This is a genomic window from Klebsiella sp. HMSC25G12, assembly GCF_001807705.1.
Lineage (GTDB): Bacteria > Pseudomonadota > Gammaproteobacteria > Enterobacterales > Enterobacteriaceae > Klebsiella > Klebsiella variicola.
Genome location: NZ_KV789913.1, coordinates 85978 through 109278, shown reverse-complemented (window position 1 = coordinate 109278; position 23301 = coordinate 85978). Strand labels below are relative to the sequence as shown.

At 51.8% G+C, this 23301-nt stretch carries 39 protein-coding genes, 1 tRNA gene and 1 pseudogene; 33 read left to right on the top strand and 8 right to left on the bottom strand.

Annotated elements, in window-relative coordinates; translation table 11 throughout:
* Positions 1-85: 85 nt before the first annotated feature.
* From HMPREF3096_RS22905 to HMPREF3096_RS22885, 6 genes are all read right to left on the bottom strand, one after another.
* Positions 86-709 (bottom strand): hypothetical protein, encoded by a 624-nt coding sequence (locus HMPREF3096_RS22905; protein ID WP_070544649.1) that lies wholly within the window; start codon positions 707-709, stop codon positions 86-88.
* The gene (locus HMPREF3096_RS22900; protein WP_032428566.1) at positions 702-1046 is read right to left on the bottom strand and encodes a hypothetical protein; all 345 of its coding nucleotides are present in this window, start codon (positions 1044-1046) and stop codon (positions 702-704) included. The genes HMPREF3096_RS22905 and HMPREF3096_RS22900 overlap by 8 nt, the downstream gene beginning before the upstream one ends.
* Positions 1043-1267: a hypothetical protein gene (locus HMPREF3096_RS22895; RefSeq protein ID WP_070544648.1), complete on the bottom strand. Its 225-nt coding sequence runs from the start codon at positions 1265-1267 to the stop codon at positions 1043-1045. Before HMPREF3096_RS22895 ends, HMPREF3096_RS22900 begins: the two co-directional genes overlap by 4 nt.
* Positions 1264-1827, bottom strand: coding sequence for a beta clamp domain-containing protein (locus HMPREF3096_RS22890; RefSeq protein WP_070544647.1), 564 nt, complete (start codon positions 1825-1827; stop codon positions 1264-1266). The genes HMPREF3096_RS22895 and HMPREF3096_RS22890 overlap by 4 nt, the downstream gene beginning before the upstream one ends.
* A gap of 11 nt (positions 1828-1838) precedes the next feature.
* Entirely contained in the window at positions 1839-2057 is a 219-nt protein-coding gene (locus HMPREF3096_RS30630) for a hypothetical protein (protein WP_141749343.1), read from the bottom strand.
* 72 nt (positions 2058-2129) lie between these two features.
* Positions 2130-2423, bottom strand: coding sequence for a host cell division inhibitory peptide Kil (locus HMPREF3096_RS22885; protein WP_070544646.1), 294 nt, complete (start codon positions 2421-2423; stop codon positions 2130-2132).
* A 473-nt stretch (positions 2424-2896) separates the two neighbouring features.
* On the opposite strand from HMPREF3096_RS22885, the gene HMPREF3096_RS30620 reads away from it, so the two are divergent.
* A complete protein-coding gene (locus HMPREF3096_RS30620) occupies positions 2897-3091 on the top strand; it encodes a hypothetical protein (RefSeq protein WP_071844745.1) in 195 nt (64 codons plus the stop codon).
* Here the strand turns inward: HMPREF3096_RS30620 and HMPREF3096_RS22880 are convergent.
* Entirely contained in the window at positions 3057-3275 is a 219-nt protein-coding gene (locus tag HMPREF3096_RS22880; protein ID WP_023158874.1) for a hypothetical protein, read from the bottom strand. The two genes, HMPREF3096_RS30620 and HMPREF3096_RS22880, sit on opposite strands and share 35 nt — an antisense overlap.
* A gap of 172 nt (positions 3276-3447) precedes the next feature.
* Positions 3448-3849, bottom strand: a complete 402-nt coding sequence (locus HMPREF3096_RS22875; RefSeq protein WP_064175995.1) for a helix-turn-helix domain-containing protein — start codon at positions 3847-3849, stop codon at positions 3448-3450.
* 85 nt (positions 3850-3934) lie between these two features.
* Between HMPREF3096_RS22875 and HMPREF3096_RS29845 the strand changes: the two genes are divergently transcribed.
* From HMPREF3096_RS29845 to HMPREF3096_RS22710, 32 genes and pseudogenes are all read left to right on the top strand, one after another.
* On the top strand, positions 3935-4207 hold the full coding sequence (locus tag HMPREF3096_RS29845; RefSeq protein ID WP_309598408.1) for a transcriptional regulator: 273 nt from the start codon (positions 3935-3937) through the stop codon (positions 4205-4207).
* Positions 4207-4620, top strand: coding sequence for a toxin YdaT family protein (locus HMPREF3096_RS22870; RefSeq protein ID WP_070544645.1), 414 nt, complete (start codon positions 4207-4209; stop codon positions 4618-4620). The genes HMPREF3096_RS29845 and HMPREF3096_RS22870 overlap by 1 nt, the downstream gene beginning before the upstream one ends.
* 265 nt (positions 4621-4885) lie before the next feature.
* Complete coding sequence (locus HMPREF3096_RS22860) at positions 4886-5980, top strand: hypothetical protein (protein WP_065782092.1); 1095 nt, start codon at positions 4886-4888, stop codon at positions 5978-5980.
* A 155-nt stretch (positions 5981-6135) separates the two neighbouring features.
* Positions 6136-6531: a hypothetical protein gene (locus HMPREF3096_RS22855; RefSeq protein WP_070544644.1), complete on the top strand. Its 396-nt coding sequence runs from the start codon at positions 6136-6138 to the stop codon at positions 6529-6531.
* A 213-nt stretch (positions 6532-6744) separates the two neighbouring features.
* The gene (locus HMPREF3096_RS22845; protein ID WP_070544643.1) at positions 6745-7536 is read left to right on the top strand and encodes a ParB/RepB/Spo0J family partition protein; all 792 of its coding nucleotides are present in this window, start codon (positions 6745-6747) and stop codon (positions 7534-7536) included.
* A complete protein-coding gene (locus tag HMPREF3096_RS31620; protein WP_070544642.1) occupies positions 7529-7948 on the top strand; it encodes a hypothetical protein in 420 nt (139 codons plus the stop codon). Before HMPREF3096_RS22845 ends, HMPREF3096_RS31620 begins: the two co-directional genes overlap by 8 nt.
* Positions 7948-8160 carry a hypothetical protein gene (locus HMPREF3096_RS22835; protein ID WP_070544641.1) on the top strand — a complete coding sequence of 71 codons (213 nt, stop codon included), beginning with the start codon at positions 7948-7950 and terminating at the stop codon, positions 8158-8160. The genes HMPREF3096_RS31620 and HMPREF3096_RS22835 overlap by 1 nt, the downstream gene beginning before the upstream one ends.
* Positions 8157-8546: a hypothetical protein gene (locus tag HMPREF3096_RS31070; RefSeq protein ID WP_070544640.1), complete on the top strand. Its 390-nt coding sequence runs from the start codon at positions 8157-8159 to the stop codon at positions 8544-8546. Before HMPREF3096_RS22835 ends, HMPREF3096_RS31070 begins: the two co-directional genes overlap by 4 nt.
* Positions 8536-8931 (top strand): hypothetical protein, encoded by a 396-nt coding sequence (locus tag HMPREF3096_RS22825; protein ID WP_070544639.1) that lies wholly within the window; start codon positions 8536-8538, stop codon positions 8929-8931. The genes HMPREF3096_RS31070 and HMPREF3096_RS22825 overlap by 11 nt, the downstream gene beginning before the upstream one ends.
* A gap of 46 nt (positions 8932-8977) precedes the next feature.
* Entirely contained in the window at positions 8978-9247 is a 270-nt protein-coding gene (locus tag HMPREF3096_RS22820; RefSeq protein WP_032454813.1) for a hypothetical protein, read from the top strand.
* A 745-nt stretch (positions 9248-9992) separates the two neighbouring features.
* Positions 9993-10301 carry a Ref family recombination enhancement nuclease gene (locus HMPREF3096_RS22815; protein WP_029498746.1) on the top strand — a complete coding sequence of 103 codons (309 nt, stop codon included), beginning with the start codon at positions 9993-9995 and terminating at the stop codon, positions 10299-10301.
* A pseudogene (locus HMPREF3096_RS22810) lies at positions 10294-10932 on the top strand (phage N-6-adenine-methyltransferase); the annotation flags it as partial. The gene HMPREF3096_RS22815 and the pseudogene HMPREF3096_RS22810, both read left to right, overlap by 8 nt.
* A gap of 17 nt (positions 10933-10949) precedes the next feature.
* Positions 10950-11528: a DUF1133 family protein gene (locus HMPREF3096_RS22805; protein ID WP_070544638.1), complete on the top strand. Its 579-nt coding sequence runs from the start codon at positions 10950-10952 to the stop codon at positions 11526-11528.
* Between the two features lie 170 nt (positions 11529-11698).
* Positions 11699-11773: transfer RNA gene (locus tag HMPREF3096_RS22800), tRNA-Gly, on the top strand.
* A gap of 208 nt (positions 11774-11981) precedes the next feature.
* Positions 11982-12302, top strand: coding sequence for a hypothetical protein (locus HMPREF3096_RS22795; protein ID WP_048964767.1), 321 nt, complete (start codon positions 11982-11984; stop codon positions 12300-12302).
* Positions 12286-12810 carry a lysozyme gene (locus tag HMPREF3096_RS22790; RefSeq protein ID WP_070544637.1) on the top strand — a complete coding sequence of 175 codons (525 nt, stop codon included), beginning with the start codon at positions 12286-12288 and terminating at the stop codon, positions 12808-12810. Before HMPREF3096_RS22795 ends, HMPREF3096_RS22790 begins: the two co-directional genes overlap by 17 nt.
* Complete coding sequence (locus HMPREF3096_RS29840; RefSeq protein WP_077270183.1) at positions 12807-13196, top strand: DUF2570 domain-containing protein; 390 nt, start codon at positions 12807-12809, stop codon at positions 13194-13196. Before HMPREF3096_RS22790 ends, HMPREF3096_RS29840 begins: the two co-directional genes overlap by 4 nt.
* On the top strand, positions 13081-13338 hold the full coding sequence (locus tag HMPREF3096_RS31615; protein ID WP_228704809.1) for an Rz1-like lysis system protein LysC: 258 nt from the start codon (positions 13081-13083) through the stop codon (positions 13336-13338). The genes HMPREF3096_RS29840 and HMPREF3096_RS31615 overlap by 116 nt, the downstream gene beginning before the upstream one ends.
* Positions 13339-13372: 34 nt before the next feature.
* Positions 13373-13762, top strand: coding sequence for a hypothetical protein (locus HMPREF3096_RS22775; protein ID WP_070544634.1), 390 nt, complete (start codon positions 13373-13375; stop codon positions 13760-13762).
* A 57-nt stretch (positions 13763-13819) separates the two neighbouring features.
* A complete protein-coding gene (locus HMPREF3096_RS22770; RefSeq protein ID WP_070544633.1) occupies positions 13820-14620 on the top strand; it encodes a hypothetical protein in 801 nt (266 codons plus the stop codon).
* The gene (locus HMPREF3096_RS22765; protein WP_070544632.1) at positions 14544-15944 is read left to right on the top strand and encodes a PBSX family phage terminase large subunit; all 1401 of its coding nucleotides are present in this window, start codon (positions 14544-14546) and stop codon (positions 15942-15944) included. The genes HMPREF3096_RS22770 and HMPREF3096_RS22765 overlap by 77 nt, the downstream gene beginning before the upstream one ends.
* Positions 15945-16181: 237 nt before the next feature.
* On the top strand, positions 16182-17633 hold the full coding sequence (locus tag HMPREF3096_RS22760; RefSeq protein WP_070544631.1) for a DUF1073 domain-containing protein: 1452 nt from the start codon (positions 16182-16184) through the stop codon (positions 17631-17633).
* A gap of 55 nt (positions 17634-17688) precedes the next feature.
* Entirely contained in the window at positions 17689-18237 is a 549-nt protein-coding gene (locus tag HMPREF3096_RS22755) for a phage head morphogenesis protein (protein WP_070544630.1), read from the top strand.
* 45 nt (positions 18238-18282) lie between these two features.
* On the top strand, positions 18283-18477 hold the full coding sequence (locus HMPREF3096_RS22750) for a hypothetical protein (protein WP_025714258.1): 195 nt from the start codon (positions 18283-18285) through the stop codon (positions 18475-18477).
* Between the two features lie 9 nt (positions 18478-18486).
* Entirely contained in the window at positions 18487-19689 is a 1203-nt protein-coding gene (locus HMPREF3096_RS22745) for a DUF2213 domain-containing protein (RefSeq protein WP_070544629.1), read from the top strand.
* Positions 19690-19692: 3 nt separating this feature from the next.
* Positions 19693-20187: a structural cement protein Gp24 gene (locus tag HMPREF3096_RS22740; RefSeq protein WP_032729800.1), complete on the top strand. Its 495-nt coding sequence runs from the start codon at positions 19693-19695 to the stop codon at positions 20185-20187.
* A gap of 11 nt (positions 20188-20198) precedes the next feature.
* Positions 20199-21140 carry a DUF2184 domain-containing protein gene (locus tag HMPREF3096_RS22735; RefSeq protein ID WP_064173840.1) on the top strand — a complete coding sequence of 314 codons (942 nt, stop codon included), beginning with the start codon at positions 20199-20201 and terminating at the stop codon, positions 21138-21140.
* A gap of 39 nt (positions 21141-21179) precedes the next feature.
* The gene (locus HMPREF3096_RS22730; RefSeq protein ID WP_023284783.1) at positions 21180-21461 is read left to right on the top strand and encodes an STY1053 family phage-associated protein; all 282 of its coding nucleotides are present in this window, start codon (positions 21180-21182) and stop codon (positions 21459-21461) included.
* Positions 21430-21849: a DUF4054 domain-containing protein gene (locus tag HMPREF3096_RS22725; RefSeq protein ID WP_070544628.1), complete on the top strand. Its 420-nt coding sequence runs from the start codon at positions 21430-21432 to the stop codon at positions 21847-21849. Before HMPREF3096_RS22730 ends, HMPREF3096_RS22725 begins: the two co-directional genes overlap by 32 nt.
* Positions 21846-22352: a hypothetical protein gene (locus HMPREF3096_RS22720; RefSeq protein WP_032729805.1), complete on the top strand. Its 507-nt coding sequence runs from the start codon at positions 21846-21848 to the stop codon at positions 22350-22352. The genes HMPREF3096_RS22725 and HMPREF3096_RS22720 overlap by 4 nt, the downstream gene beginning before the upstream one ends.
* On the top strand, positions 22352-22756 hold the full coding sequence (locus tag HMPREF3096_RS22715) for a hypothetical protein (protein ID WP_009652660.1): 405 nt from the start codon (positions 22352-22354) through the stop codon (positions 22754-22756). Before HMPREF3096_RS22720 ends, HMPREF3096_RS22715 begins: the two co-directional genes overlap by 1 nt.
* Positions 22749-23300, top strand: coding sequence for a phage neck terminator protein (locus HMPREF3096_RS22710; protein WP_070544627.1), 552 nt, complete (start codon positions 22749-22751; stop codon positions 23298-23300). Before HMPREF3096_RS22715 ends, HMPREF3096_RS22710 begins: the two co-directional genes overlap by 8 nt.
* Position 23301: the final 1 nt, after the last annotated feature.

Genomic DNA, 23301 nt, shown 5'->3' with positions numbered 1-23301 from the left:
TTCACCAGCGGGCTGATAATGGTGCCAGCAGGGCGCGGCCGCTTTGCCCGGTATGTGCGGCCTACCTTGATTTCGAGTAAGTCGCTCATGCTGCACCGCCTTCAACGCGCTCTGCTATGATGTCAGCCTTCTGCTCATCGTTGAGAATGTCATCTGACACGATGGCCGCGCGGTCACTACCGGACCACGATACTGGCGAGCTTTCCTTGATGGCCTTATTCAGTGCTTCGGCAGCATCACGCACGGCCTGTGGCAAGCAGTAATAATCATCACCTTCCGGCATAATTTCTTCGCAATGCTGTTCCAGATCGAATTCTGGAGGGTAGTTTGGCTCGCAGATAAGTAATTGCAGCTCGCTCGGAAACACCGAGTTTTCACAGCAGTAATCAACCAGAGATTCCACGTCAAAAAAATAGGTGTCGTCGTCGAAGATAACGAGAGGCTCGCCAGCCCACACGGCGCGCTCAAGTGCAGCGAACTTGGCCTGACGACTTTCTCGATGGCACTCTTCACAATAGCTATGAGTGCTATGAATAGGGTGATCGTCGGGTTTGTTTTTGCACTTACGGTGCGTCGCACCACTCCAGCGAGCCATATGCTCGTCACCACCCCAAAATCGACCATCACGCGAAACCCAACCAGTTAAGGTCTGGATGCTGGCCGCTTCATCACTGTCCATCAACACGATTTTTTCAGTTTGCTTAGTCATTCCAGGCCTCCAGTTCATTTTCGATCTCTTCGTCGATTTCGTCGTTGGTAGCGTCTTCGTCTAGGTAGTCGCGAGCTTCTTTGAGATATTTTTCCCGGCGTAAGCGATACCAGAGAGAAAACTCATAACTCCAGCTATTCGGCGCGCCGTCATAGTCAACCTTGGCGTTACGTTCAGCCATGCTCTCTACCATGCTGTATGCTGTGGTGAGCGCTGCTTCGCGGATATACCCGCGGAGGTCGCTTTTGCGCCAGTAGGGGTTATGCTTTGAGTCGCAGACAGATTTAAATTTCACTTCCCAGCGGCGGATACAACGCGCGTTTAAAGATTTGCTCATCGTGATGCCTCCGCTTTAATCGCTTTATACGCACGCAGTACGTGAGAGGGTTTACCGGTAATAACCGTTTTTAAAACAAAAAAACCGTTACGCTTAGCACGAACCGAAGGAGCAAGAAATAGCGCCGTATCAACAGCGCGGTTGTGAAGGCGGAATTCGAAAACTGTGCTCGTTAATGTGATGACTGAATCCGACCCTTGATCATTGAATTCTATTTTCATGATTCCTGTTCCTTAACCTTAAAGTAATCGTCACGGCATGGCATGACTATGAATTGAGGATTGCCATAGGCGGTGTCGATTTGTTTGTTGAACTTTATTTTCACTGCATCAAACTCGCCAGAGGGCCAAATTTGCATAGGAATAAAGTTACCTTCACAACTGAACATCTTTGTCGGATATCCAAGGTATTCGGCCTGAATGACTGGATTGGCGCTTAGGTTGAATTTTTTAGGGATAATTTTCCCCAAATCTGGAAAGCGACCATCTATCAATTTAATGCCGGTAATAGCCAGTCGATTTAGATACTGGTCACGATGAATCGCGAGTGGTTCTTTATTAAAGATAAGCTCTGTTGTCTCAGCCTTAGCAGGTATCTTCCCTTCAAACTGGACGATGATATCCCTCTTTGTCCGGATGCCATGCTCCATGCGCAGCGCTACTCGACCGTTAGTGCTCTCTATGTATTTCGGTGTGATATGTATCCCGCACAGGTAGTAACGAGGGTCGTTTTTGGCTACACACACCAGAGCGGCGCGGATTAACTTTGACGGAATGATCATATCGTTACCTACTAGCGCTTGTTGGCCATATGCCCCGGACGGGACGGCAAGGTTTTACGAAACGAGGAAGCGGCAGCGGAGAGGGCGATTTTCTGCTTTTCTTTCTCATTGCATACCGGGCAGAAATAAAAGTCTCTCCGATAAGCACCCCTGCCAGATGGACGATATTGCAGCTCATCGCGAGCAAAAGAACCGCCGCAGCCATGACAGTGCAACTTTAATTCTTCCATTTATCTATCTCCTGTTAAATTTAATGTGTGTTTATTCCTGCCAGTTAAGGCATTAAATAAAAAGTGATGGTATTAGTAAGAAACTTCTGTGTTTATTTTGTAACGTGCATTGCCAGAATCTGCGTTAACAGAAACCAAGTCGCCATACATGTCATAATTCAAAATAACATCATTGAATTTCAGGCCTGAGAGAGATTCTTCACGACCGCAAAACATAAAATCTTCTGCGTGCTTAGCTTCCTCATAAATATCTTTCATTGAGGAAAAAGCCTCTGACCACATTTCACCACTACCAATAAATTGAGCAATAGCCAGCTTGCTTTGTGCCGCTTTAAAAGCCGGGTTGTCATGCAGTAAATTAGCCATTGAACACCCCTTTGATATACATAATTTCGACAGCCAGCCCACTCCAGAAAACCAATCCGATAGCCAGCGCAATTAACAGGGAACGAATGCCGTTTTTGCTCATTTGTTACTCCAGAATGGGAAGCTGATAACGACAACTACAGCCAAGAACAAGGCAACCTTTATGCAGAACCGGTGCCATGCAGGAACTTCATGTTCGCGGATCATTTGCTACCCTCACTGTCATGTGAATTTGAGTACCAACAGACCTTGCAATGCAGTGCCGGGTGCCTCCCGGTGATACCAGCCAGTTAACAACTGGTATCGGCAGCTTTCTTTCCACCCCACTTCGGGAAACAAGTGGTACTGCTTTAACTGAACCGCGTGCGCATAGCCGCATTCACTGCATTGCAAGGTCTGTTATTTGCCTGTCTTTTCACCACTTCAGGCTCGGTGGTATGCTGGAGTTCTCACACAACCAGCAAAGGTAAATCATGAATAAAGATGATAAGGCTTGGCTTTTGGCCGTTGTTTACGCATCAACTCAACCCAAAGAAATCACCCCTGAAGAGTTCCTTTATGAAGTCGACCGCTCTGAGGTTGATTTTCTCTCCCTGCTTACAAAGCGTGAGGAAGAGGAAAGTGCGAAAGCGATCAAGACTTGGGAGCAACTAGGCTCTTCAAACTAATTGCCGATATAGCGGCTTCAACTACGGTTGTGGCTGCTTCTTTCACTTCATCCTTGGTTCGCCTGTCCCTCACCTTTTCAGCCACCACCACAAGAACGGTAGGTAAAACCTTCTCAATAATCAGCATGGCAACGTCTTTGCTGCACAGTTGGCCGTTAATCACCACCAGATCTTTGCTTTCCATATTCACCTCGTTAGTTAGCCCTTATCGCCGGGTAGCGGAACGTTTAACCTATCGCACCGTTGTGTCGATGTACTTATGGTGAGCTACAGGCTAAATAAAATCAACCAAAAGATAAGTCAAAGGCTAAAAAAATACCGCCAATCGGCGGCATTCTTTTGAAATTGAAGTGAATTTATTTTTCTCTGGTAGTCGGATCTACGTTGTCAGAGTAAAAATCTTTGAGTTTTTGTAGCCGCATTTGGAATGCAGCCAGCATGTTGCGCCTCTCGATAGGCGGCAATTCGCGGAAAACTTCAATAAGTGCAATTTCGTCTTCAGTGTATGTCCCGCCGAGTTCCTCTGCTCCTGTAAGTATCCATGAGAGCGAGGTTTTAGCGGCCTTGGCTAGCTTGGCTGCTGACTCCTTGCTTATGGTTTCCCTCTTAAACCAGTTGGTTACAGAGGTAGGACTAACTCCCGCAATCCGAGCCATTTCTGTGCGAGACCAATGATTCACTTTCATCAGCTCATCAAGTCTTGCGGCAAGCGTGCTTTGTGGCTTTGAGCCTGATTCATGCTGGGTTTCTGTCTTCATAGCAACAATTGTAAGCCACTGGCTAACACATTAATAATTTCTTGTTGTTGATTTTTTTTAGCCATTAGCTCAATATAATTGCACAATGGCTAAAAGAGAGGTTCACATGTCAGGTCTTGATAAGGCAATTACAGCTGCAGGTGGCAAACGTCGGCTTGCACTTGCCTTGAACATTAAACCGTCGTCGCTGAGTCGATGGATCCATAAGTACCAGGGGCAAGTTCCACCAAAGCGCGTAATTCAGGTTTACGAGGCAACTGGAATTACTCCGCATGAGTTGCGTCCTGATCTTCACCCAAACCCAACCAGTGGCCTTCCTGAGAATGATACGGCTACAGCACAGAAGGAGTCTGATTGATGGAAATCAAACACGAGCACGTTGAAATGGTTCTGCTGGCCTGGGCTGCAGAAGTTGGTCAGGCGTTCGCGGCAAATGCTATCGCTGAGGAATATGCACGTATTGGCGGTAATCAACTGCGCCTGGTTCCGGGGAAAACCTGGAGTAACCAGCAGAACATTTTCCACCGCTGGTTGAAAGGTGAGACCGAACTACAGCGCGAGAAAATCCGTTTGCTGCTTCCGGCAATCCTGCGTGTTCTGCCGCGTGAAATCCGTCATCGCTTGAGCATCTTCGACACCATTGAGCGCCGGGCGCTGCTTGCGGCTCAGCACGCTATTGGAACGGCAATTGATGCTCACGATGACGCTATTGAAGCCGTCTACAGCAAGGCTTATCAGCCTGGAGCTGTTGAAGTGCCGAAGTACCACTGATTCCGGAGGTGGCTATGTGTAACCAGTCTGCTGCTGAATTGATTGCACGCCTTAAAAAGGCTTATCCGTCGTATGTGCCATCCGAAGGGGATTGCGCAAGTAACGGGATACCCAAGGCGGGAGCACGCTTTCAGCACAGACACAAGGGGCACATGGTGACGGTACTCACGGCAACTGAGAAAGACGTTTCCTATCGGAGAGACTGCGGAACTGTTGGCTGGATGGGGTTACGTGAGTTTTTACGGCTACACAATGAGGTTTTGGTATGAGCAATCAGGTCTTTGAAATTGTTCAGGCCATGTCAGGGCAGGGGAACTGCATAACGATTCCCGGCCCGTATCTGGATTTCTTTGCAGGAGACAGGCAGCAGCATTTGCTGGCAGCGATTCTCAACCAACTGGTGTTCTGGTCGGGTAAGTCGAGTCTGGATGATGGCTGGTTTTACAAGGAGCATGCGGCGCTTGCGAAAGAGGTACGCGCTAAAGATGGCGATGTTGTCCGAAAAGCGATGTTCAAAATTACGGATCAGTACCTGTCAGGCGTCATCGAAGAAGAGCTTCGCCAGGTCGGTGGAACACCCATAAAGCATTACCGAATTGACCAGGAAGCGCTGATTTCACGGATATTCCCGCAAATACTGGATTCGGCTCAAGAGCCGAATGGGAATAAGTCACTGAAAGTAATGGAAACGGCTTATAAGCCGAATGCAATCGGCGCAAAAGCCGAATCGAAGCAAGTTACTGAAAATAATGGAAACGGCTCTCAAGCCGAATGCATTCGTCCCAAGAGCCGAATGGAAACGGCTCATGAGCCGAATCCTGGAAACGGCTCTCAAGCCGAATCCTATCTCTATACAGATCTTAAAAACAGATCATTACATACAGATCATAAAAACCACGCGGGAGAGATTTCTCCTGTGGATAACTTTTCTGAATCGACTCAAAAAACTGTCATCCCGGAAGCAGTCATTCCTGACGCTACCGAAGCCAGTAACCTGGCTACCGATGACGATTTCGACCTCGCTACGTGGTTCTGGTCGACCATCATCGAGCTGTACGAACGCGCAGCAGAGTTCGACGGCACTCTGGCAAAACCGAGAGAGCCGAACTTCTCAGCCTGGGCGCAAGAAATTTGCATGCTGCGCCAGGAGCACGGCTGCAGCCATGACCAAATCCGCACCATGATTGAGCGCATTCAGCGCGATCAGTTCTGGTGCTCCCGAGTTCAATCCGTGAAAACCCTACGCAGCAAATGGCAGGAGCTGGCTCTGAAGTTATGCCCGGCAAACCTGGCAACCGGCAGCTCGTTCGGTGTGAGCAGCAAACTGGATACCGACATCCCGAAAGGTTTCCGGGGATAGGTGTTTTACATGAAAACGACGATATCGAAGAAAACGCAACACAACGCATTCTGAGACGTTTTTATTTTAACCCTATGGGTTGGGGTTGGTTGTAGTGGTTAGTCTTCACTGCGGTCGATTCCGGCACACCATTTCTGATTATGAGAGTGAATCTGATGGAAAAAATTACTGACGTGCTGAAAGAACTGGAGAAGGTCACCTGCCGTGAGCTGGCTGTCTATTTCGACCTGACAGCACCTGAAATGCTGGCCCGCCTGATGGTGCTGGAGCGCGAAGGCAAAGCGCAAAACCTGAATGGCTACTGGATGCCGGGTGGAAGTACCGAGCCAGTAGCAGTAACGAGCAAACTCACAGCACTGGATATCAAACTGCTCCAGTCAGTGCCGGTTGGCGCCTGGTTTGAGTGGCAGTCCCTGGCTGGTTTCGTTGATCGCCCTCGCTACCGCTGCGAGCGTCTGGTGGCCGCCGGGTTTATGAATTCGAAGGTTACTAATCCTGGCAATCCGCACCACGGCACTAAATTCCAGAAAATCCGCGAGGTGACCCGGTGATGCGAGAGATACCTGATTGCCCGGTCTGCGGTTCAGCTGCTGAGTTTTATTTTCGGGATTACCAGGCTGGCGCCTGTTCCGGGGCCCTGCGATGCCCTTACGGACATCTCCGCGTACAGGATAGCTACTGGGCTGGTGGCAAGAGTAAATCGAAAATCCGGCTGATTGAAAAATGGTCTCAGCAGGTCGAACAGAAAAAAGGTGAAGTGAAAAATGGCTAAAAACTCGATCGACGCGTATGGCGCCAGCGGCAAAACCAACGTTCTGATGTTCGAACCGGAAAATCTGCACCTTGTTACCGACAAAACCCATCTTCTCTACGATGAACGTATCAACCTGCCGATCGACGAAGGGATGGTTATGAACATCAAGGAGCTGGGTGTACTGGAGCCTATCATCGTCTGGAAAGACCCTGAAACAGGTCTCACCTGCGTGGTGGTTGGCCGTCAGCGCGTTAAACATACTCTGGAGGCAAATAAGCTTCTTTTGAAAGAGGGTAAGGACCCGCTGCTTGTTCCCGGAGTCGTTAAGCGCGGATCCGCAAATCAGATGGCTAAATACATGGTCAGCGAAAACGAAATTCGCCGACCTGATACACCGCTTGGCCGGGCTAAAAAAATGTCAGACGCGCTCGACCGTGGGCTCGATGAGGACGACATTGCGGTGTTGTTTGGCTGCAGCGTTCAGACCGTGCGTGCAACGCTATCCCTGCTGGATGCCACCCAGGCTGTTCGCGATGCAGTGGAGTCCGGAACGGTCACCGTTACCCAGGCGCGTCAACTGGCGTCACTGAAACCCGAAGAACAGCGGGAGAAGGTCTCTGAAATCGAAGCGGCAACTGCTGGCACAACCGGCCATGAAAAAGCCCGGCGTCAGCGTCAGATCCTCGGCGAGGCAAAGCCGCGCCTGAAAACCCGCAAAGAAATCATCAAAGCCCTGGAATCAGCCGAGGGTGAGTATGCAAGCGCACTCCTTTGGGTGCTTGGAGAGGCCAGCCATGACTGATATCACCGAACTGGCGAGAGAGCGCCTGAAAGAGAAATTTGATGCGTGGTGGGAGCGCGAGTATAAACATCTCGAATCCTCGAAATATACCGATGCAGTGCCGCATATCAAATACGGTTTCTGGATGGCATATCAGGCCGGTGGCGCTGAGCTGGTAGAGGCGCTGGAGAAGGCGAAGGGGATGGAAGCCTACTGGAAAGTTCAATGCCGTGGGATAACGGACCATTGCGAGGTGTTGCAGGCGCGTATCGCCGAGCTGGAGCCCCGCACCGTGAAGCTGCCAGCTGAAAGATTTTGCCCTGCGGAGTACGCGGGTAGTCAATTATGGTCAGAAACTGAAGTTTGGAATAAGGCGATCACTGCATGTGCTGACGCACTTCGCGCCGATGGCATCAAGGTGGAGGCTGAGTGATGGGAATAACTGAAGGATTTTGCGCCGATTTGTATTGCGACTGTGATGGTTGTCAGTCAGGGAAAATCCATCCGCAGGGGCAGGCTGATTTTATTGGCCGGAATATGACCGACATTTCTCAGCAGGCGCGCAAAGCTGGCTGGCGCATCAGCAAAGACCGCCAGCGCTGCTATGCGCCGGGCCACAAAATTTCACGGGGAGCCAATCAATGACCAGCAAATTAACCAGAGAGCAGCTGGAAGAATGGGTTACACAATTTGATGAAGATGGCGGCTGCGATGCCACTGACAGGCAATTAGAGGCTCTCATTCGTCAATCGCTGGCCGCAATGGACAGCGAGCCAGTGGCTTACATCTTCAAGCATCCAGCAGGACGGTTGTTCTGGTCGCTGACGGATGAAAGTAACAAGGGTCACGATGATGTCATGCCGGTCTACGCCAGGCCGCAGCCAGCGCCGGAGGAATGGACTATTGCTGATGCCGTGAAGTTTTGCAAAGAAACTGGTAGGCAAGATGCCGGATCTGCAATGGACGCCTGGAACGCCTGCCGCGCCGCCATGCTCGCAGCCGCCCAGCAGGAGGTGCCAGATGGAAAATGACAGCGACAACGTCATCACTCTGGTGCAGCCAAAGCGCGACGAAGAGAAGCTACTTAACATCACCGTAACCGACAGAAAGGACTACAGGCAGCAACACTGCAAGCATAAAGCCGTAGAGGTCGATGAGAAGGGTCGGGTCATTCTGTGCCTGCAATGCAGCTGCGCTGTTGACCCTTTCCAGTACGTTCTACAGTGCGCGACTGATGGCGAGGCTGTGGTGAGAGAGATTCAGCAGCTTCATAACCGTCGTGATGAGTTGCGCGAGGCCGTCGCCAACCTCGAACGCGAAGAGAAAAACGCAAAGGCCCGCTTGCGCTCAGCCAGGACCGCAATTCTCTTTGCAGAGAACGACCTGAAAAACACAGAGCAAGGGACAAAACAATAAAACGCAAACGCGCTATTTGTTATCAACAAATCACAGGTTTGTATTTATGCGAATGATAACCAGAAAGAAACCGGCCTTCACTGAGCTATATCAGACCGGCGTACTGACTCGCATAGCCGCCGTAAAAAGTCCTGATGGCGGCGGCTGGCGATTGTTCGGCTTATGGCGGGGGAAGGATATAGCTGTGTTTGTGGAGGCTGCTCGCGGAGGGATTCGCGAATGGTCTGGGCTGGACTATCTTGCCAACTTCTGCGCGAGCTGCGGCATTAGCCTGTGGGAAGTTCACAGCAAGGTCGCCGAAAAATCCCCTCAATGAGACCCCGCTTCGGCGGGTTTGTTTAATCATAAGAGAATCTTGAACATTTATATTCATTATGTGAGTAAATAGGGGGTTGCACGCTATACAAAATGTGCATTCTTTGTCGCGGTGGTGTTTTCTGCTACTCAATTTTTCATGTAATTAATTAAATCCTGAAATTGGCTGAATTCTTCTATCTGAGTGAAATAGGGGGTTGCGCCGGAGAAAAAATGTGAATGACTTTTTTATGTTTTTTCCTTTCATTTAAGATATTGAATTTATATGTTTTTATATTTTTGTTTTCATTCACCCCTTCCCGTGAAAATAGGGTCTTGATGGGCGATTTAAATATGTCATTGTATTCCAGAACGTCGCGAGTTCATTTTTAGCCATCCCTGTACAGGAAAAGCAAAAACCAATATTTATGGAATAATCACAAGGTGCTAACTAATAAGTGAGAAAGAGATTATTGAAGCAATTCGCATTCTGGGGCGTTATGTCGTTGATAGTCTGCCAGGGGGGATTTTTGTTCTTACCCCATTAGAGGATGGGGAAATCATAAATACCGAGGAATCTCACAAGCAATGCAAAAGCTTCTTCCGGAAGAAGAAAAGCTGATTTATACTAATCACTTCGGCTGAACACCGAACCTATCGCGCCATCACCGGAGAAAAGTGATGACGCAAAAACGCAGTAATTCCATTCAACGCCGTGCCTTTGTGCGCGGTGTTTTTGCTTGTCTGTCGCACCATGGCGGTGCGATATGAGCAAATCTAAAACCAAGGCTGAAAAGCTCCATCTGAGCCGCGTAGCTGCGCTGGGTTGCATCGTATGCCGGAACCTCAATTACGGCGAATCACCTGCTGAAATCCATCACTGCAGCTCTGGTACTGGCTTATCTGTCCGCGCTGATAACTTCCATGTCATTCCGCTATGCCATGCCCATCACCGTACTGGTGGCTACGGCGTTGCTATTCATGCTGGCCGTAAGTCATGGGAAGAAAAGTTCGGTACTGAGGCTGAGTTACTGAGTCAGGTACTCCAGGAGTTAGGGGAGAGCGTGAATGACTAATTTTTACTGTGAGGCCCTTACGGCGCTGCGTTCAGCACCCCATCACTATTTAAAAGAAGTCGGCGACCAGTGGCGGACTCCGGATCTGCTGTTCTGGGGTATTAACGCGATGTTTGGCCCGCTGATGCTGGACCTGTTCGCAGACGACAGCAATGCAAAATGCCCTGTCTGGTACACCGCAGAAGATAACGCGCTGACACAAGACTGGTCGGAAATGCTTTCCTCAATCGGAGGCGCAGCCTACGGAAACCCGCCTTACAGCCGCTCTCAGTACCACGAAAAGCAAGCCATCACTGGCATGACGCACATCATGAATTACGCCGCTGCACAACGCGAGAAGGGCGGTCGCTATGTCTTCCTGGTGAAGTCAGCCACAAGCGAAACGTGGTGGCCGGAAGATGCGGATCACGTCTGCTTTATTCGTGGGCGAATTGGTTTCGATCTGCCCGAGTGGTTTAAGCCAGCCGACGACAAACAAAGGCCGACCAGTGCGTTTTTCGCTGGCGCCATTGTCGTTTTTGATAAGTCATGGGCTGGCGAGCGGTTTAGTTACATCAATCGAGCGGAACTCGAAGCGAAGGGCCGCGCATTTATGTCACTGGCGCAGTTTGCTGCTGGCCAGAGCAATACCCAAAATGAGGTGAATGTATGATCAACCCTTCTGAAGTTGGTAAGTCAGGTGAAATGATTCGCCTCCGTACGCTGGAAAGCATCTGGATACAGGGAAAGCTGCGCATGTGGGGCCGCTGGTCATACATTGGAGGCGGTAGCGGCGGCAACATGTTTAACCAGCTACTGGCGTCCGGGAAGATAACGAAGACTGCTATCAATGACGCACTGCGCCGTATGAAGAAATCGGGTATTACCAAACCTGAACTGGAAGCCTTCTTCAAGGAAATCCTCAGCGGTAAAAATAAAAGCGGCCTGGCGTTTTGTACTGACGAGGAGGGATTGAAAATTGATTCAGTGCTTAGCACCGAGCTTGTGCGCTCCGGGAATAAAGCTCTCTATAAGCTAATCAAGGATCGGTATGTTTATCGCATGAGCAAGAAGGCCATGGCAAAAGAGCTAAACGAAAAGCATCCAGAATGGTGCTTGAGGACTTGCGAGAGCAGGGTTGATGTTTGGCTAAATTTAGCGGAATCGATGCTTTACGCACCAATGTGTGATGCGTTTGGCACAAATAGCGACAGATTTTACTTGAATAGTTGCGCGGGAAGTGCTTGAATTGTGATAGGCTCGGGACGTTAAAGCGAACTGAGCAGCAAGAAAAAATTAAAAGCCCAAGGCTAACCCCCTTGGGCTTTGTCATTTCTGCAATCCGGTCAGGGCTCTTGGGTAGAGACGTGCTGCACGACACGTTAAAGCCTTACACGCGCAGAGCCCTTAACCAGATTGCATCTGTCGTAGTTTGGTAATTACGTCTGGCTTCCAACCAGAATATGCGGGTTCGATCCCCGCCAGATGCTCCAATCCCTCTACCTTGGGATCATTACGGCTACCCGCCGTCACTTTTTACCCTTGGTATTTCTTCCCGCCTTGAGCGGGTTTTTTATTGAGCATGCCCAGACCCTCGGAAATCATCCCCGACGTGCTTTGTTGATAAATCAGCCCGCAGGGTCTGGGCCTCTTTTCCCCTTTACGCACAGCGCCATCCGTCATCAACGGAGGTCAGAGGCCATGAAAATGAACAACCAAAACGAGAATATCGTTACCCATTTCTTTGCGTGGCTGGCTGCTGTTGCCTCAATGCTGGGGATCACTACACAGGACATGGTTTATATCCTCTTTGGTTTTATCGGCGTGGTGATTTCTCTCGCGTCGTTTGTGCTGGGGAGAATGGATGCACGGAAAGAGCGTAACGAAGACAGTAAGCGAACGCAGTTGCTGGCTGATTATCTCCATGGCGTGCAGCAGAAACCGGTTCGTGAACGCCCATCGTCTGCTGAAGTGATCACCGAATCAATGAACAGGATAAATAACGATGGTGCAACTGACTAAAAGAGCTGGTGCCACCGGCGCGGTTTGTTCTGTGGCAGCGATTATCGCAATAGTGCTGAATGCCGGTCATGTGCGCACCAACGAGCGTGGCCTTGAACTGATTGGCAATGCTGAAGGTTGTCGGCGTGATCCATATGTCTGTCCGGCAGCCGTGCTCACCGATGGCATCGGGAACACGCACGGAGTTAAGCCCGGTGTGCGCAAAACTGACAAGCAGATCGCCGCTGACTGGGAAAGAAACATCCTTGAGGCCGAGCGTTGCGTAAATACCTATGGCAATGGCCGACGGCTAAGCGACAACACATTTTCAGCAGTAACGTCGATCACCTTTAATGCGGGCTGCGCCAATATGCAGAAATCGACATTGTTTTCGTTGCTGCTGAAAGGTCAGGTTACGCAGGCATGTAACCAGTTCCCTCGCTGGGTGTACGGTGGTGGGAAAGTTCTTCCCGGCCTTGTGACTCGTCGCGCAGCAGAGAAACAGCTCTGCCTGGACGGTGTGAAATGAGCCGATTAACCGCCATTATCAGCGCCGTTGTGATCTGCCTGATGGTTTGCCTTGGGTGGCTGGTAATGCATTACCACAACGCTGCTTCTGAGCAGAAAACCCGAGCCGATAATGCAGAGCAACAGGTAAACGCAGCCCAGACCATTACATCCAATGTTCTGACCACCATGACCATCTTCAACACCATCGCCGAGGCCAATCAGCATGCAAAAGAGCAGATCGCACTGGACGCATCGGGAGCCTCGGCTGATATCCGGGTTGCTGTTGCGAATGATGATTGCACTAATCGCCCTGTGCCTGCTGGCGCAGTTAAGCGGTTGCAACAATTCGCGAACGGTCTACGTCAAAGTGCCGGTGGTCCCGTTACCGGCCATCCTGACGGCTGACACCCCGCAACCGGAAATCCCCGACAATCTGACGTGGGGCCAGAGCCTTGATTTAAACGTCAGTCTGCTATCAGCGCTGGGCCAGTGCAACCGGGATAAAGCGGATATCAGGCAGGCAGAGAAAAAACGAGCCTCGCAATAGCGGGGTTTTTTATTACCAGAAGCAGGAGAAGAAAATGTTTACCGTTAAGCAGATTATTAACAACGCAACCTCATTGTATGAGGCAAAAGAAATCACCGTTGCTCGTCCTGGCTCTGAGCAATGGCGTCAGGCTTTTGCTCTTGCTGATGAACTGGAGGTTATGGCGCCTGACATCATTGAGCATATCCCAATGTCCTATGAGGACCAAGATATGACGAAACCAGTTGGCGATGAGCATCAACTAATGGTCGAGCGTACTGGAGCAAACCGGGCTGATTGCATTGCCATTATTTGTTCAGGAATTCCTTCACCAGCTTTCCCTGACATTCCTGAGCTTGGTGGTGTTGGATACCAGTTCCTTTATAAGGGCGATCAGATTTACATCACCAACAGCCACGGTTCGACCATTGAAACCGTGAAGTAGGGCATTACAGAGCCACTTCATGAGGTGGCTCGATAATGTCAAGGCGAGGACAAAATTATGGCAACACCGGACTGGGAGGCCATCGAGTCGGCATACCGGGCCGGAGTCCTTAGTCTCCGTGATATAGGCGATAAATACGGCGTTACTGAAGGTGCTATCAGGAAGAGAGCGAAGAAGTTTGAGTGGGTACGCAAGGCCAGTACGCAGGTACGCAAAAATGGTACGCAAAGTGGTACGCAAAAAGGCAAGGTGCGTACCAGCGAGAAGCCCGTCAACTCTAGCGGTACGCAAAAAAGCGCGCAACCAAAAGCTGAGCCGCTTCCAGAAACGAAACCGATACGCGGAATGCGTACCGATCCCCCAACCAATCCATTCCAGACCGGTAATCAGCATGCTCTGAAGCATGGCGGTTATGGGCGTCGGATGTTGCTTTCTGATGCGACAACCGAAGACGCTCAGATGCTCACGCTCGACGATGAGTTGTTCTGGTTGCGCGCTGCGAACCTGACTGCTGCGGAGAATATCGGGCGCTGGCAGACAGAGCTGGAGACGGCAGACAGCGAGCAGGTCAAAGATTTGCACGACCTCATATCTCAGGCGCAGAAAGCCATGCATCGCAATACTGCTCGTATTGAATCACTGGAGTACACCAAGGCATCCATCATTAAGCAGCGCGCTGACGTTACCTATAGAGAGGCTGCTACTGATAAGGTGTCGCTGGAGGCCGATCGTCTTCGCCGTGATGCAGGTATTGATGATGGCAACGGAGAGCGTGACCTCAATGACTTCTACTCAGATATCCAAGCCGACACTGAATCCGGCTCTACGTCCGTTCTGGACGAAGAGAGCCAGGAATAAAGTCCTTTACGGTGGTCGGTCATCGTCGAAGTCGTGGGATGCCGCGGGGATTGCAATTTTCCTGGCAAATAAATACACCCTCCGTTTCTGCTGCGCTCGTCAGATCCAGAACAAAATTGAAGAGTCGGTGTATACCCTGCTCAAAATCCAGATTGACAGGTTTGGCCTGCGGCATCGTTTCCGCATTCTGAACAACAAAATCATTAACCGGGTGACCGGCTCTGAGTTCGTGTTTTACGGCCTCTGGCGCAATATCGAAGAGATTAAGTCGCTGGAGGGAATTGACGTGCTCTGGCTGGAAGAGGCTCACGCGCTGACGGAATACCAGTGGAAAATACTGGAGCCTACCATTCGTAAAGAGGGCTCAGAGTGCTGGTTTATCTTTAACCCCGGACTGGTGACTGATTTCGTGTGGCGTAACTTTGTGGTCGATCCGCCAGAGGATACGCTGATACGCAAAATCAACTACGATGAAAACCCGTTTTTATCCGACACCATGCTGAAGGTTATTGAAGCCGCCAAGCGTCGGGATCCGGATGGGTTTAAGCACGTATACGAAGGCGTGCCAGAGTCGGATGATGATGCGGCCATTATCAAGCTGTCATGGATTGAGGCTGCTGTGGACGCCCACAAAGTCCTTAATTTCGAACCGAGCGGGCGTAAGCGCATTGGTTTCGACGTTGCCGATAGCGGCGCCGATAAGTGCGCTAACGTCTATCGCCACGGTTCTGTCGTCTACTGGGCGGATGAGTGGAAGGCGAAAGAAGACGAATTGCTGAAGAGCTGCCAGCGTACGTATCAGGCGGCGCTGGAGCGCGATGCTGATATCGTCTACGACTCAATCGGTGTTGGGGCATCTGCGGGCGCTAAATTCTCAGAAATTAATGAGGATCGTAAGCGCGAAAACATGAACGCATCCCGCATCAACTATCAGCGGTTCAATGCTGGCGCTGGTGTGAATGAGCCGGACTACGAATATATTGGCATCCCGAACAAGGATTTTTTCGCCAACCTCAAAGCGCAAGCCTGGTGGCTGGTAGCGGATCGCTTTCGCAACACCTTCAACGCGGTTAAGAACGGTGAGCAGTACCCGGTAGATGAGCTGATAAGCATCGACTCATCCTGTCCACTACTGGAAAAACTCAAGCTGGAGCTAACCACTCCGCACCGTGACTTTGACAAAAACGGGCGTGTGATGGTGGAAAGCAAGAAAGACCTCGCCAAGCGCGATGTGCCATCGCCGAACGTGGCCGATGCCTTCATCATGGCATTTGCCCCAACCGATACGGCAATGGATATCTGGGAAGCGCTGGGAAACAGCTAAACCCCCGGAAATAAGCGTTTCACGCAAAATTACCGCTATTCATTTTTTGACCCTGTTTATGCATGTTTTATTCACGCGCTTTTAGCCACTTATCCCGGATAAATAAGCCTTTGGCGGACATTTCATCATGGGAGGGATCCGGCTGGTGCGGGTAACAGTCATTATGTTAAATCGGGTCATTTTTTAACAAATTATCCTATCCGCCACGACTACCGAAAAAGCCGGAGAATAATCACCATGGCGAAGAAAACAGGACGAGTCGCCACGGCGGATTCGTACGATAACTTTGTTGCCCGTGTCGGTATGCAGCAGCCTAACCAGCATGCCGCATCGACCTATCGGGCGAACTATACCAGCCGCAACCGCCTGCTCATCGAGTGGGCTTATCGGTCCTCCTGGATTATTGGCGCTGCTGTCGATTCGAAAGCGGATGATATGACCAAAAAGGGCGTGCGGATCACCAGTGAGATAGACCCGAAACGCCGTGGCGTTCTGGAATCACGGTTCGATGAGCTTCAGTTGTGGGATTGCATCAACGAGACGCTGAAATGGTCCCGGCTGTATGGCGGGGCGGTGGCGCTGATTCTGATTGAAGGTCAGGCACCACTAACGCCGCTGGTGCTGGATAAAGTAGGCAAGGGCAGTTTTAAAGGCCTGGCTGTGCTCGACCGCTGGATGATTAACCCTCAACTAACCAGGCGCATTAAGGCGCTTGGCCCCAACCTCGGCAAGCCTGAATTCTATGACATCGTGACGACGGCGCAGGGGCTTCCTGCGTGGACCGTTCACCACAGCCGCCTGATCCGCATGGATGGTGTGAAACTGCCGTACCAGCAGAAAATCACCGAAAACGAGTGGGGCATGTCCATTGTCGAGCGCATCTTCGATCGCCTGACCTCCTACGATAGCACCAGCGTCGGCGCCGCCCAACTTGCCTACAAGGCGCATCTGCGAACGGCAAAGATTAAAAAGCTGCGTGAAATTATCGCCACGGGCGGTAAGGCGTTTGAGGCGCTTATCAAGAATATGGAGATGGTCCGCCAGTACCAGACGAACGAGGGTATGTCCCTGTTTGATTCGGAGGATGAATTTGAAACACATTCCTATTCTTTCGCAGGGCTGTCTGACCTTCTTAGCGAGTTTAAAGAGGATATCGCGGGTGCTGTCGGCATTCCTCTTGTCCGCCTGTTCCGCCAGTCACCGAAGGGTTTTTCAACCGGTGATGCCGACCTCGCGAACTACTACGACGACGTGGGAACGCTTCAGGAGCGAGATTTACGCCCTCACATCCGCCTGTTATTCGATGTACTGCATCGCTCAGAGTTTGGCGAACCGTTGCCGCAAGATTTCACCTTTGAGTTTAACCCCCTGTGGCAGATGAGCGACACCGACCGCTCCACGGTAGCGACCAACACAACTACCGCTCTGGCAACCGCTGTGCGTGATTTGGGAATGTCTCCGGCGGCTGCGCTGACCGATTTGCGCGAACTTTCTGACGTTACCGGCATCGGTGCTTCAATTAGCGGTGAGGATATCCAGAATGCGGCGAAACAGTGGCAGGAGACTGAATCTGAAACCAGCCCTCCGCCGCCGATCGGAGGTCCAGTACCAGAAAAGCCTACTGGCGATAGTCGACCAGATAAACCAAATCGTCACGGGCTCCTACGATGGTTCACAGGCAAGCGCTGACAGCATTGCTAAATCGCTTGTTGACTACTCCGGGGTGATTGACGACTGGGCCGAAATGGTCGGTCGAAAGATGTTTGCCCAGGTAGAGCGTGAAGAGTGGAACCAGTGGCGCTCTGTTTCGGAAGAAATTTCCTCTGGCCTGCGTGACGTGATTAATAACACTCCCGTCGGCATGGTGGCGCAAGACATCGTTTACCGTCAGATTCGCTACATGAAGTCTCTGCCATTAGAGGCGGCTGGGCGTGTCAGGGAAATTCAGGAGCGTGCGATACAGGCTGTCATCCATGGTGAGCGCCCCGATCAGCTTTACGAGATGATCTTGCAATCCGGTGACGTGGCGGCCAGCAGGGCGCGGATGATAGCCCGCACTGAGATAGGGCGTGCAACTGGCGCATTAACTCAGGCTCGGGCGTTATCCGTTGGTTCTGAGGGGTACTGGTGGCGTATTGAAGGTGCAGGCACCAGGCCATCACACCGAAAAATGAAAGATAAGTTTGTACGCTGGGATAGTCCGCCAACGCTCGATGGTATGACCGGACACGCCGGGTGCCTGCCTAACTGCAAGTGTTGGTCGGAAGTGCAAATACCTGACCCTGTAAAATAACAGGCCGCCAATGAGCGGCCTTTTTTGTTGCCCGAAGAGGTGAGAATGAAAAAGGTCCATATCGAATCAAAGCGAGCCGGCGACCGCAGGGTTATCGAAATATCGATAGGCGGCATCACCGCGCGTTACCGCGCCATTGGCGATCTCTCAGAGTTAAAAGCCACAGGTCGCGGTAACGTCCGCCAGGTTAAGGCGCTGCTACGTGAGTTCATTCGAAACTCCGACCCCGCGCTCATTTAGCGAGGCACCATGAAATATTTCTTTAAAACCCGCCTGGGTAATACACGCTTTCAAATTGCTGATGGGTCAGTCCTTTTTAAGGACGTCCCGATCGCACGGACTGGTGAGCAGGAGTACGACGCCACAGAGCGGCCTGAGCTTGTCCCAAACGACAGGGGGAAGGTCATCGTACGCCGGGCACCAGAAGAGGTGTTCAGCGAGAGAGCCATGGCGTCATTCGAAGGAATGGCAGTCACTATCGGCCATCCGCGAGATTTTGACGGGCAGATCATCTTTGTTACCCCTGATAACTGGCGCCAGCTGGCTCACGGGCACATCCAGAACGTACGACGTGGCACGGACGATAAAACCGATCTGCTGCTGGCTGATGTCATCGTCAAAACCCCGGAAGCCCTGCAGGCCATTGATGATGGTGATGACGAGGTCAGCTGCGGGTACGACGCCGATTACGAACAAATTTCACCTGGTCTCGCAAAGCAATCTGCGATTACCGCTAACCATCTGGCCCTTGTCCCTAACGGGCGGGCCGGTTTCCGTTGTGCAATAGGGGATTCTATGCCAAGCACTACTAAAAACTGGTTTACCCGGCTCCTGAAGGCCCGTAAAACCGGGGACGCTGCCGAAATGGCAAGTCTCATTGATAACCCGCCTGATGATGTCACGGGCGATAACGATGTATCGACCTCTATGACACCCGGCGGAGTGATCATTAACCTTGCGCCGCAAAATCCACTGCCGGGCCCGGCATTACCTGGTACCGGCGATGGCGAGGAAGAAATTCCTGCATGGGGTAAGGCGCTGATTGATGCGGTGGCCAAACTCACGCCTGCGGCAACTGCTCCTGGTACCGGCGATGCCGAAGACGAAGAGGAGAAAAAGGAAGAAGAGGGCAAAGTAACCGGTGATGCCGCTTATCGCGCCGATCTGATTCAGCCAGGCATCCAGTTGCCAGAAAAGGCTAAGCCGACAGCGTTCAAACGCCAGGTGCTCGCCTCTGCAGATCAATCTCTGGTGCGCTCTATTGTCGGTGATGCCGATATCAGCAAGCTGAAAAAAGCCACGGTAGATATGGCTTTCACGGCTGTTTCTGAGCTGGCGAAAAACCGCAACACCAAAACCGTCGACAGCCTGCAAACGCAGACTGCCACCACTGTTAAAACCATTGCCGGTATGAATCAGGCCGCGCAGGAATTCTGGTCTAAACGAGGCTAACCAATGGGTAATACATTTCTTTACCGGATGCCTGCGGGCATCGCCGGGGCAATTTCTCGTCCGCAGGATCTGACGGTTGAACCTCAACTGCTGGACTCTTCCAACCTTTTCCCCGCTTACGGCCTTGGCGGCAAGATTTCCTCCGGGAAATTTGTGCCAATCGCTGCGAGCGACGAAGCGTCGGTGCTGGCGGGCATTTACGTTCGTCCGTATCCGACCGCCAGCCAGCCGGATAAAGTCCAGCAGGTAGGCAGCGGTAAAAACTTCACCGGCGATTGCCTGGTACGTGGCTACGTCACGGTAAACATCGGCGCGGATGCATCCAGCGTTGCGCTGCATGGTCCGGTCTATATGCGAGTGGCCACACCATCCGCCTCAAGCCCTCTCGGCGCGTTCCTTGCCGCCGCTGATGGCTCGAATACCGTCCAGATCACTAATGCTTACTTCAATGGCCCTGGCGATACCAGCGGCAACATTGAGCTGGCCTTCAATATTTAAGGAAATCGCAAATGCCAATGACATTTGACCAGGCGACAGTCGACGGTACTGGTGCCTTTCTTGTCCATGAGCTGGAGCGTCTCGATCAGACACTGAATCTGCCGCTGGTGAATTTCACCTGGTCGCGCGATATCCAGTTGCGTGAAGACGTGTCTATTGCTGATGAGATCAGCTCGTTCACTAACACCACCTTTGCTGCTGCAGGTACACCGAATGCCAACGGTAAAAACTGGCTGAGCAAAACTGCGACCGCGATGGCTGGCCTTAACGTCGACATCGCAAAAACTGGCTTCCCGCTTACTCTGTGGGGTATGGAGCTGGGCTGGACTGTTCCAGAATTGCAGGCAGCTGCGCAAGTTGGTCGCCCGATCGACACGCAGAAGTACGACGGTATGCAGCTGAAGTGGAACATGGACACGGACGAGCAGGTTTATATCGGCGATTCCGGTCTGGCGGTAAAAGGCCTGCTGAACCTGACGCAGGTAACGCCGACCAACGCCGCGAAGACCTGGGCGACCTCCACCGCTGACGAAATCCGAGCGAGCATTAATGCCGGGTTGAGTGCAGCGTGGGCCAACTCGGCTTACTCCATGGTACCGACGGACCTGCTGATCCCGCCGGAGCAGTTCTCTCTGCTGGCAAGCACCATCGTATCCAGCGCTGGTAACCAGTCCCTGCTGACCTATCTGGAAACCAACACCATCGCCTACCACCAGAACGGACGTCCTCTGAACATCCGTCCGGTGAAATGGGCGAAAGGTCGTGGCGTGTCGAACTCTGATCGCATGATGTTCTACACCAACGACAAGAAATACGTTCGCTTCCCGATGGTTCCGCTGATGAGCGTGCCGATTCAGTATCGCGGCCTGTATCAGCTCGTAACCTATTACGGCAAGCTGGGTGCAGTAGAGCCGGTTTATCCGGAAACTCTGGCCTACGTCGACGGCATCTAACCTGAGGCGGCCCGAAAGGGCCGCTCATGAGGACTTGCAATGAAAAAGATTTATGTACTCTCCCCGTTTAATTTCAACGACGGCAAAGAGCAAAAGCATTTCCAGGTAGGTTTCCATGACGTCGATGATTCGGTTGCAGATCACTGGTTCGTAAAAGCGCACTGCTCACCGGATGGTGAAGCGCCAGCGGTAGCAGAAGATCCGCGCATTGCTGATCTGGAAGCAAAACTCGCCGAGAAAGACGCGCGCATTGCTGAACTCGAAGCGAAATTGCCGGAGACTACCGATAATGGCAAGAAATCAAAGTCTGCCGACGCCTGAGCAGTTCAGGGCAACCTTTCCGCAGTTCGCTGACGAAACAAAGTACCCCACGCCAATGATCCAGGCTCGCCTGAATTTTGCTGATTCCCCGCTGAGTGAGTCGCGCTTTGGCGTGGATATCTTTCCCTACATCGTCGGGCTGTATGTTGCGCACTACATGTACCTTTACGCCGCAGATATGCGTGGTGTGGCCGTGGGTACTGCTGGTGGCGTCAATAGCGGCATACAGACGGCGAAATCAGTGGATAAGGTTTCTGCCAGCTATGATGCCAGCGCGACACTGGACCCTAACGCCGGTTTCTGGAACAACTCCCGTTACGGATCCGAGTTCTGGGAATACCTGATGATGTTCGGTGCAGGAGCGGTACAACTGGGGACGCCGGAATGAAAAGCGGGATCACGATTCGGGAAGACAATTACAGCAATGTTCTGGATGCGCTGAAGCAGTTATCAGGCACTGATGTGCTGGTTGGTATCCCGGCAGGCCCTCCGCGCGATGATGCGCCGCTGAGCAACGCTGAGCTGGGTTATCTCCAGTCCACCGGGGCAACCGTAGAGATAGACGGCGAGACCGTCACTCTGCCACCAAGGCCATTTCTGGACATGGGTATTGAGGATTCGCGGGATAAAACGACCGAGCGTTTAAAGCTGGCCGCTCAGTCTGCGCTTGAAGGTAAAGCGGATGTGGCGGCGATGCATCTTGAAGCCGCAGGCCAGATTGCGCGTGATGCCTCAAAGGCTGTCATTGAGGCAGGCGATCGACTGACCCCGCTATCTGAAAAGACCATCAAGAAGCGCAGAGCAATGAAACCTCCCATCCCTGGCGATAAGCCGTTGCGTGCCCGAGGATTCCTTTTCAGAGCGATTCAGTATGTCGTGAGGAAAAAATAATGCCGTTTCTCGATGTGACTGATGTTCTGCTTGATCCGGACTTTGTCGACCTTTCGCTGGTGTGCTATCGACAGGTGCAGACAGTGGATGAAGATAATTTCCCGACCAATACCGCGCAGGCCATTCCGTTCTCTGGTGTCGTAACCGTCGATCGCTCGCTTGAGGCTAAGCGAATGGCCGCCGGGCAAAACATCAATGGCGCCATCCTCATCGTTACCCAGTTCAGGCTAACGCAGGGAATGCCTGCCAGTGACTCAACGCCAGAACTCGACGCTGATATCGTTTTATACAGTGGCAGACGGTACCGCGTGACCTTTGTCGATCCGTACACCCGATACGGTGCCGGGTTCGTGCAGGCACATTGCGAGCTGCTGGAGTTTAACGGAGGAATTCCCGTTGAGTAACGACAGCACAGAGCCTGGGTATCTAACCCCCGTCGGGGATGCTCCTGATTACGATAAGGAGCTGGAAAAGCAACTGAGCCGATGGGTAAGAGGCGTGACGGGAATTCCGGTTAACCTGGTATTGCCCCGGTTTACCGATCCCCAGCCCAAAATACCGCCGAACGGTGAGACATGGTGCGGATTTAACTTCTCCACGCTTTCACGTCCCGGCTCGCCCGCGAATGTCCAGGTAAGCGAAGAGCAGAGCGAACAATGGTCATGGGAGAGCATCCAGGTGCTTTTCTGTTTCTATGGCCCCGGCGGTTCCGGGATGGCCACTCGGTTTCGCGACGGAATGTTTGTAGATCAAAACGCAGATACGTTGCGACGAATCTCAGGTTTGTCGCTGGTGAGCGCTGATGATATACGAAACCTCCCCGAATTGATCAACAACCAGTGGGTGCGCCGGTATGACCTTGCCGTGACCCTTTCCCGCAAAAACACCCGTACCTACAACGTTAAATCTGTCGTTGACCCTAACGTCACGATAGTTACCGGAGACTAAA

What these genes read in the sequence shown, in the direction of transcription:
- HMPREF3096_RS22735 (WP_064173840.1), top strand. Translation starts at nt 20,199, where the DNA reads ATGCCAATGACATTTGACCAGGCGACAGTCGACGGTACTGGTGCCTTT.
- HMPREF3096_RS22885 (WP_070544646.1), bottom strand. Translation starts at nt 2,423, where the DNA reads ATGGCTAATTTACTGCATGACAACCCGGCTTTTAAAGCGGCACAAAGC.
- HMPREF3096_RS22825 (WP_070544639.1), top strand. Translation starts at nt 8,536, where the DNA reads ATGGAAAATGACAGCGACAACGTCATCACTCTGGTGCAGCCAAAGCGC.
- HMPREF3096_RS22855 (WP_070544644.1), top strand. Translation starts at nt 6,136, where the DNA reads ATGGAAAAAATTACTGACGTGCTGAAAGAACTGGAGAAGGTCACCTGC.
- HMPREF3096_RS22880 (WP_023158874.1), bottom strand. Translation starts at nt 3,275, where the DNA reads ATGGAAAGCAAAGATCTGGTGGTGATTAACGGCCAACTGTGCAGCAAA.
- HMPREF3096_RS22805 (WP_070544638.1), top strand. Translation starts at nt 10,950, where the DNA reads ATGATCAACCCTTCTGAAGTTGGTAAGTCAGGTGAAATGATTCGCCTC.
- HMPREF3096_RS22770 (WP_070544633.1), top strand. Translation starts at nt 13,820, where the DNA reads ATGGCAACACCGGACTGGGAGGCCATCGAGTCGGCATACCGGGCCGGA.
- HMPREF3096_RS22755 (WP_070544630.1), top strand. Translation starts at nt 17,689, where the DNA reads ATGGTCGGTCGAAAGATGTTTGCCCAGGTAGAGCGTGAAGAGTGGAAC.
- HMPREF3096_RS22730 (WP_023284783.1), top strand. Translation starts at nt 21,180, where the DNA reads ATGAAAAAGATTTATGTACTCTCCCCGTTTAATTTCAACGACGGCAAA.
- HMPREF3096_RS31070 (WP_070544640.1), top strand. Translation starts at nt 8,157, where the DNA reads ATGACCAGCAAATTAACCAGAGAGCAGCTGGAAGAATGGGTTACACAA.
- HMPREF3096_RS22715 (WP_009652660.1), top strand. Translation starts at nt 22,352, where the DNA reads ATGCCGTTTCTCGATGTGACTGATGTTCTGCTTGATCCGGACTTTGTC.
- HMPREF3096_RS22895 (WP_070544648.1), bottom strand. Translation starts at nt 1,267, where the DNA reads ATGAAAATAGAATTCAATGATCAAGGGTCGGATTCAGTCATCACATTA.
- HMPREF3096_RS31615 (WP_228704809.1), top strand. Translation starts at nt 13,081, where the DNA reads ATGATGATTGCACTAATCGCCCTGTGCCTGCTGGCGCAGTTAAGCGGT.
- HMPREF3096_RS22845 (WP_070544643.1), top strand. Translation starts at nt 6,745, where the DNA reads ATGGCTAAAAACTCGATCGACGCGTATGGCGCCAGCGGCAAAACCAAC.
- HMPREF3096_RS22820 (WP_032454813.1), top strand. Translation starts at nt 8,978, where the DNA reads ATGCGAATGATAACCAGAAAGAAACCGGCCTTCACTGAGCTATATCAG.
- HMPREF3096_RS22775 (WP_070544634.1), top strand. Translation starts at nt 13,373, where the DNA reads ATGTTTACCGTTAAGCAGATTATTAACAACGCAACCTCATTGTATGAG.
- HMPREF3096_RS22815 (WP_029498746.1), top strand. Translation starts at nt 9,993, where the DNA reads ATGAGCAAATCTAAAACCAAGGCTGAAAAGCTCCATCTGAGCCGCGTA.
- HMPREF3096_RS29845 (WP_309598408.1), top strand. Translation starts at nt 3,935, where the DNA reads ATGGCTAAAAGAGAGGTTCACATGTCAGGTCTTGATAAGGCAATTACA.
- HMPREF3096_RS22860 (WP_065782092.1), top strand. Translation starts at nt 4,886, where the DNA reads ATGAGCAATCAGGTCTTTGAAATTGTTCAGGCCATGTCAGGGCAGGGG.
- HMPREF3096_RS22870 (WP_070544645.1), top strand. Translation starts at nt 4,207, where the DNA reads ATGGAAATCAAACACGAGCACGTTGAAATGGTTCTGCTGGCCTGGGCT.
- HMPREF3096_RS30630 (WP_141749343.1), bottom strand. Translation starts at nt 2,057, where the DNA reads ATGGAAGAATTAAAGTTGCACTGTCATGGCTGCGGCGGTTCTTTTGCT.
- HMPREF3096_RS22720 (WP_032729805.1), top strand. Translation starts at nt 21,846, where the DNA reads ATGAAAAGCGGGATCACGATTCGGGAAGACAATTACAGCAATGTTCTG.
- HMPREF3096_RS29840 (WP_077270183.1), top strand. Translation starts at nt 12,807, where the DNA reads ATGAGCCGATTAACCGCCATTATCAGCGCCGTTGTGATCTGCCTGATG.
- HMPREF3096_RS22765 (WP_070544632.1), top strand. Translation starts at nt 14,544, where the DNA reads ATGACTTCTACTCAGATATCCAAGCCGACACTGAATCCGGCTCTACGT.
- HMPREF3096_RS22750 (WP_025714258.1), top strand. Translation starts at nt 18,283, where the DNA reads ATGAAAAAGGTCCATATCGAATCAAAGCGAGCCGGCGACCGCAGGGTT.
- HMPREF3096_RS22790 (WP_070544637.1), top strand. Translation starts at nt 12,286, where the DNA reads ATGGTGCAACTGACTAAAAGAGCTGGTGCCACCGGCGCGGTTTGTTCT.
- HMPREF3096_RS22900 (WP_032428566.1), bottom strand. Translation starts at nt 1,046, where the DNA reads ATGAGCAAATCTTTAAACGCGCGTTGTATCCGCCGCTGGGAAGTGAAA.
- HMPREF3096_RS31620 (WP_070544642.1), top strand. Translation starts at nt 7,529, where the DNA reads ATGACTGATATCACCGAACTGGCGAGAGAGCGCCTGAAAGAGAAATTT.
- HMPREF3096_RS22760 (WP_070544631.1), top strand. Translation starts at nt 16,182, where the DNA reads ATGGCGAAGAAAACAGGACGAGTCGCCACGGCGGATTCGTACGATAAC.
- HMPREF3096_RS22725 (WP_070544628.1), top strand. Translation starts at nt 21,430, where the DNA reads ATGGCAAGAAATCAAAGTCTGCCGACGCCTGAGCAGTTCAGGGCAACC.
- HMPREF3096_RS22875 (WP_064175995.1), bottom strand. Translation starts at nt 3,849, where the DNA reads ATGAAGACAGAAACCCAGCATGAATCAGGCTCAAAGCCACAAAGCACG.
- HMPREF3096_RS30620 (WP_071844745.1), top strand. Translation starts at nt 2,897, where the DNA reads ATGAATAAAGATGATAAGGCTTGGCTTTTGGCCGTTGTTTACGCATCA.
- HMPREF3096_RS22905 (WP_070544649.1), bottom strand. Translation starts at nt 709, where the DNA reads ATGACTAAGCAAACTGAAAAAATCGTGTTGATGGACAGTGATGAAGCG.
- HMPREF3096_RS22795 (WP_048964767.1), top strand. Translation starts at nt 11,982, where the DNA reads ATGAAAATGAACAACCAAAACGAGAATATCGTTACCCATTTCTTTGCG.
- HMPREF3096_RS22740 (WP_032729800.1), top strand. Translation starts at nt 19,693, where the DNA reads ATGGGTAATACATTTCTTTACCGGATGCCTGCGGGCATCGCCGGGGCA.
- HMPREF3096_RS22835 (WP_070544641.1), top strand. Translation starts at nt 7,948, where the DNA reads ATGGGAATAACTGAAGGATTTTGCGCCGATTTGTATTGCGACTGTGAT.
- HMPREF3096_RS22890 (WP_070544647.1), bottom strand. Translation starts at nt 1,827, where the DNA reads ATGATCATTCCGTCAAAGTTAATCCGCGCCGCTCTGGTGTGTGTAGCC.
- HMPREF3096_RS22745 (WP_070544629.1), top strand. Translation starts at nt 18,487, where the DNA reads ATGAAATATTTCTTTAAAACCCGCCTGGGTAATACACGCTTTCAAATT.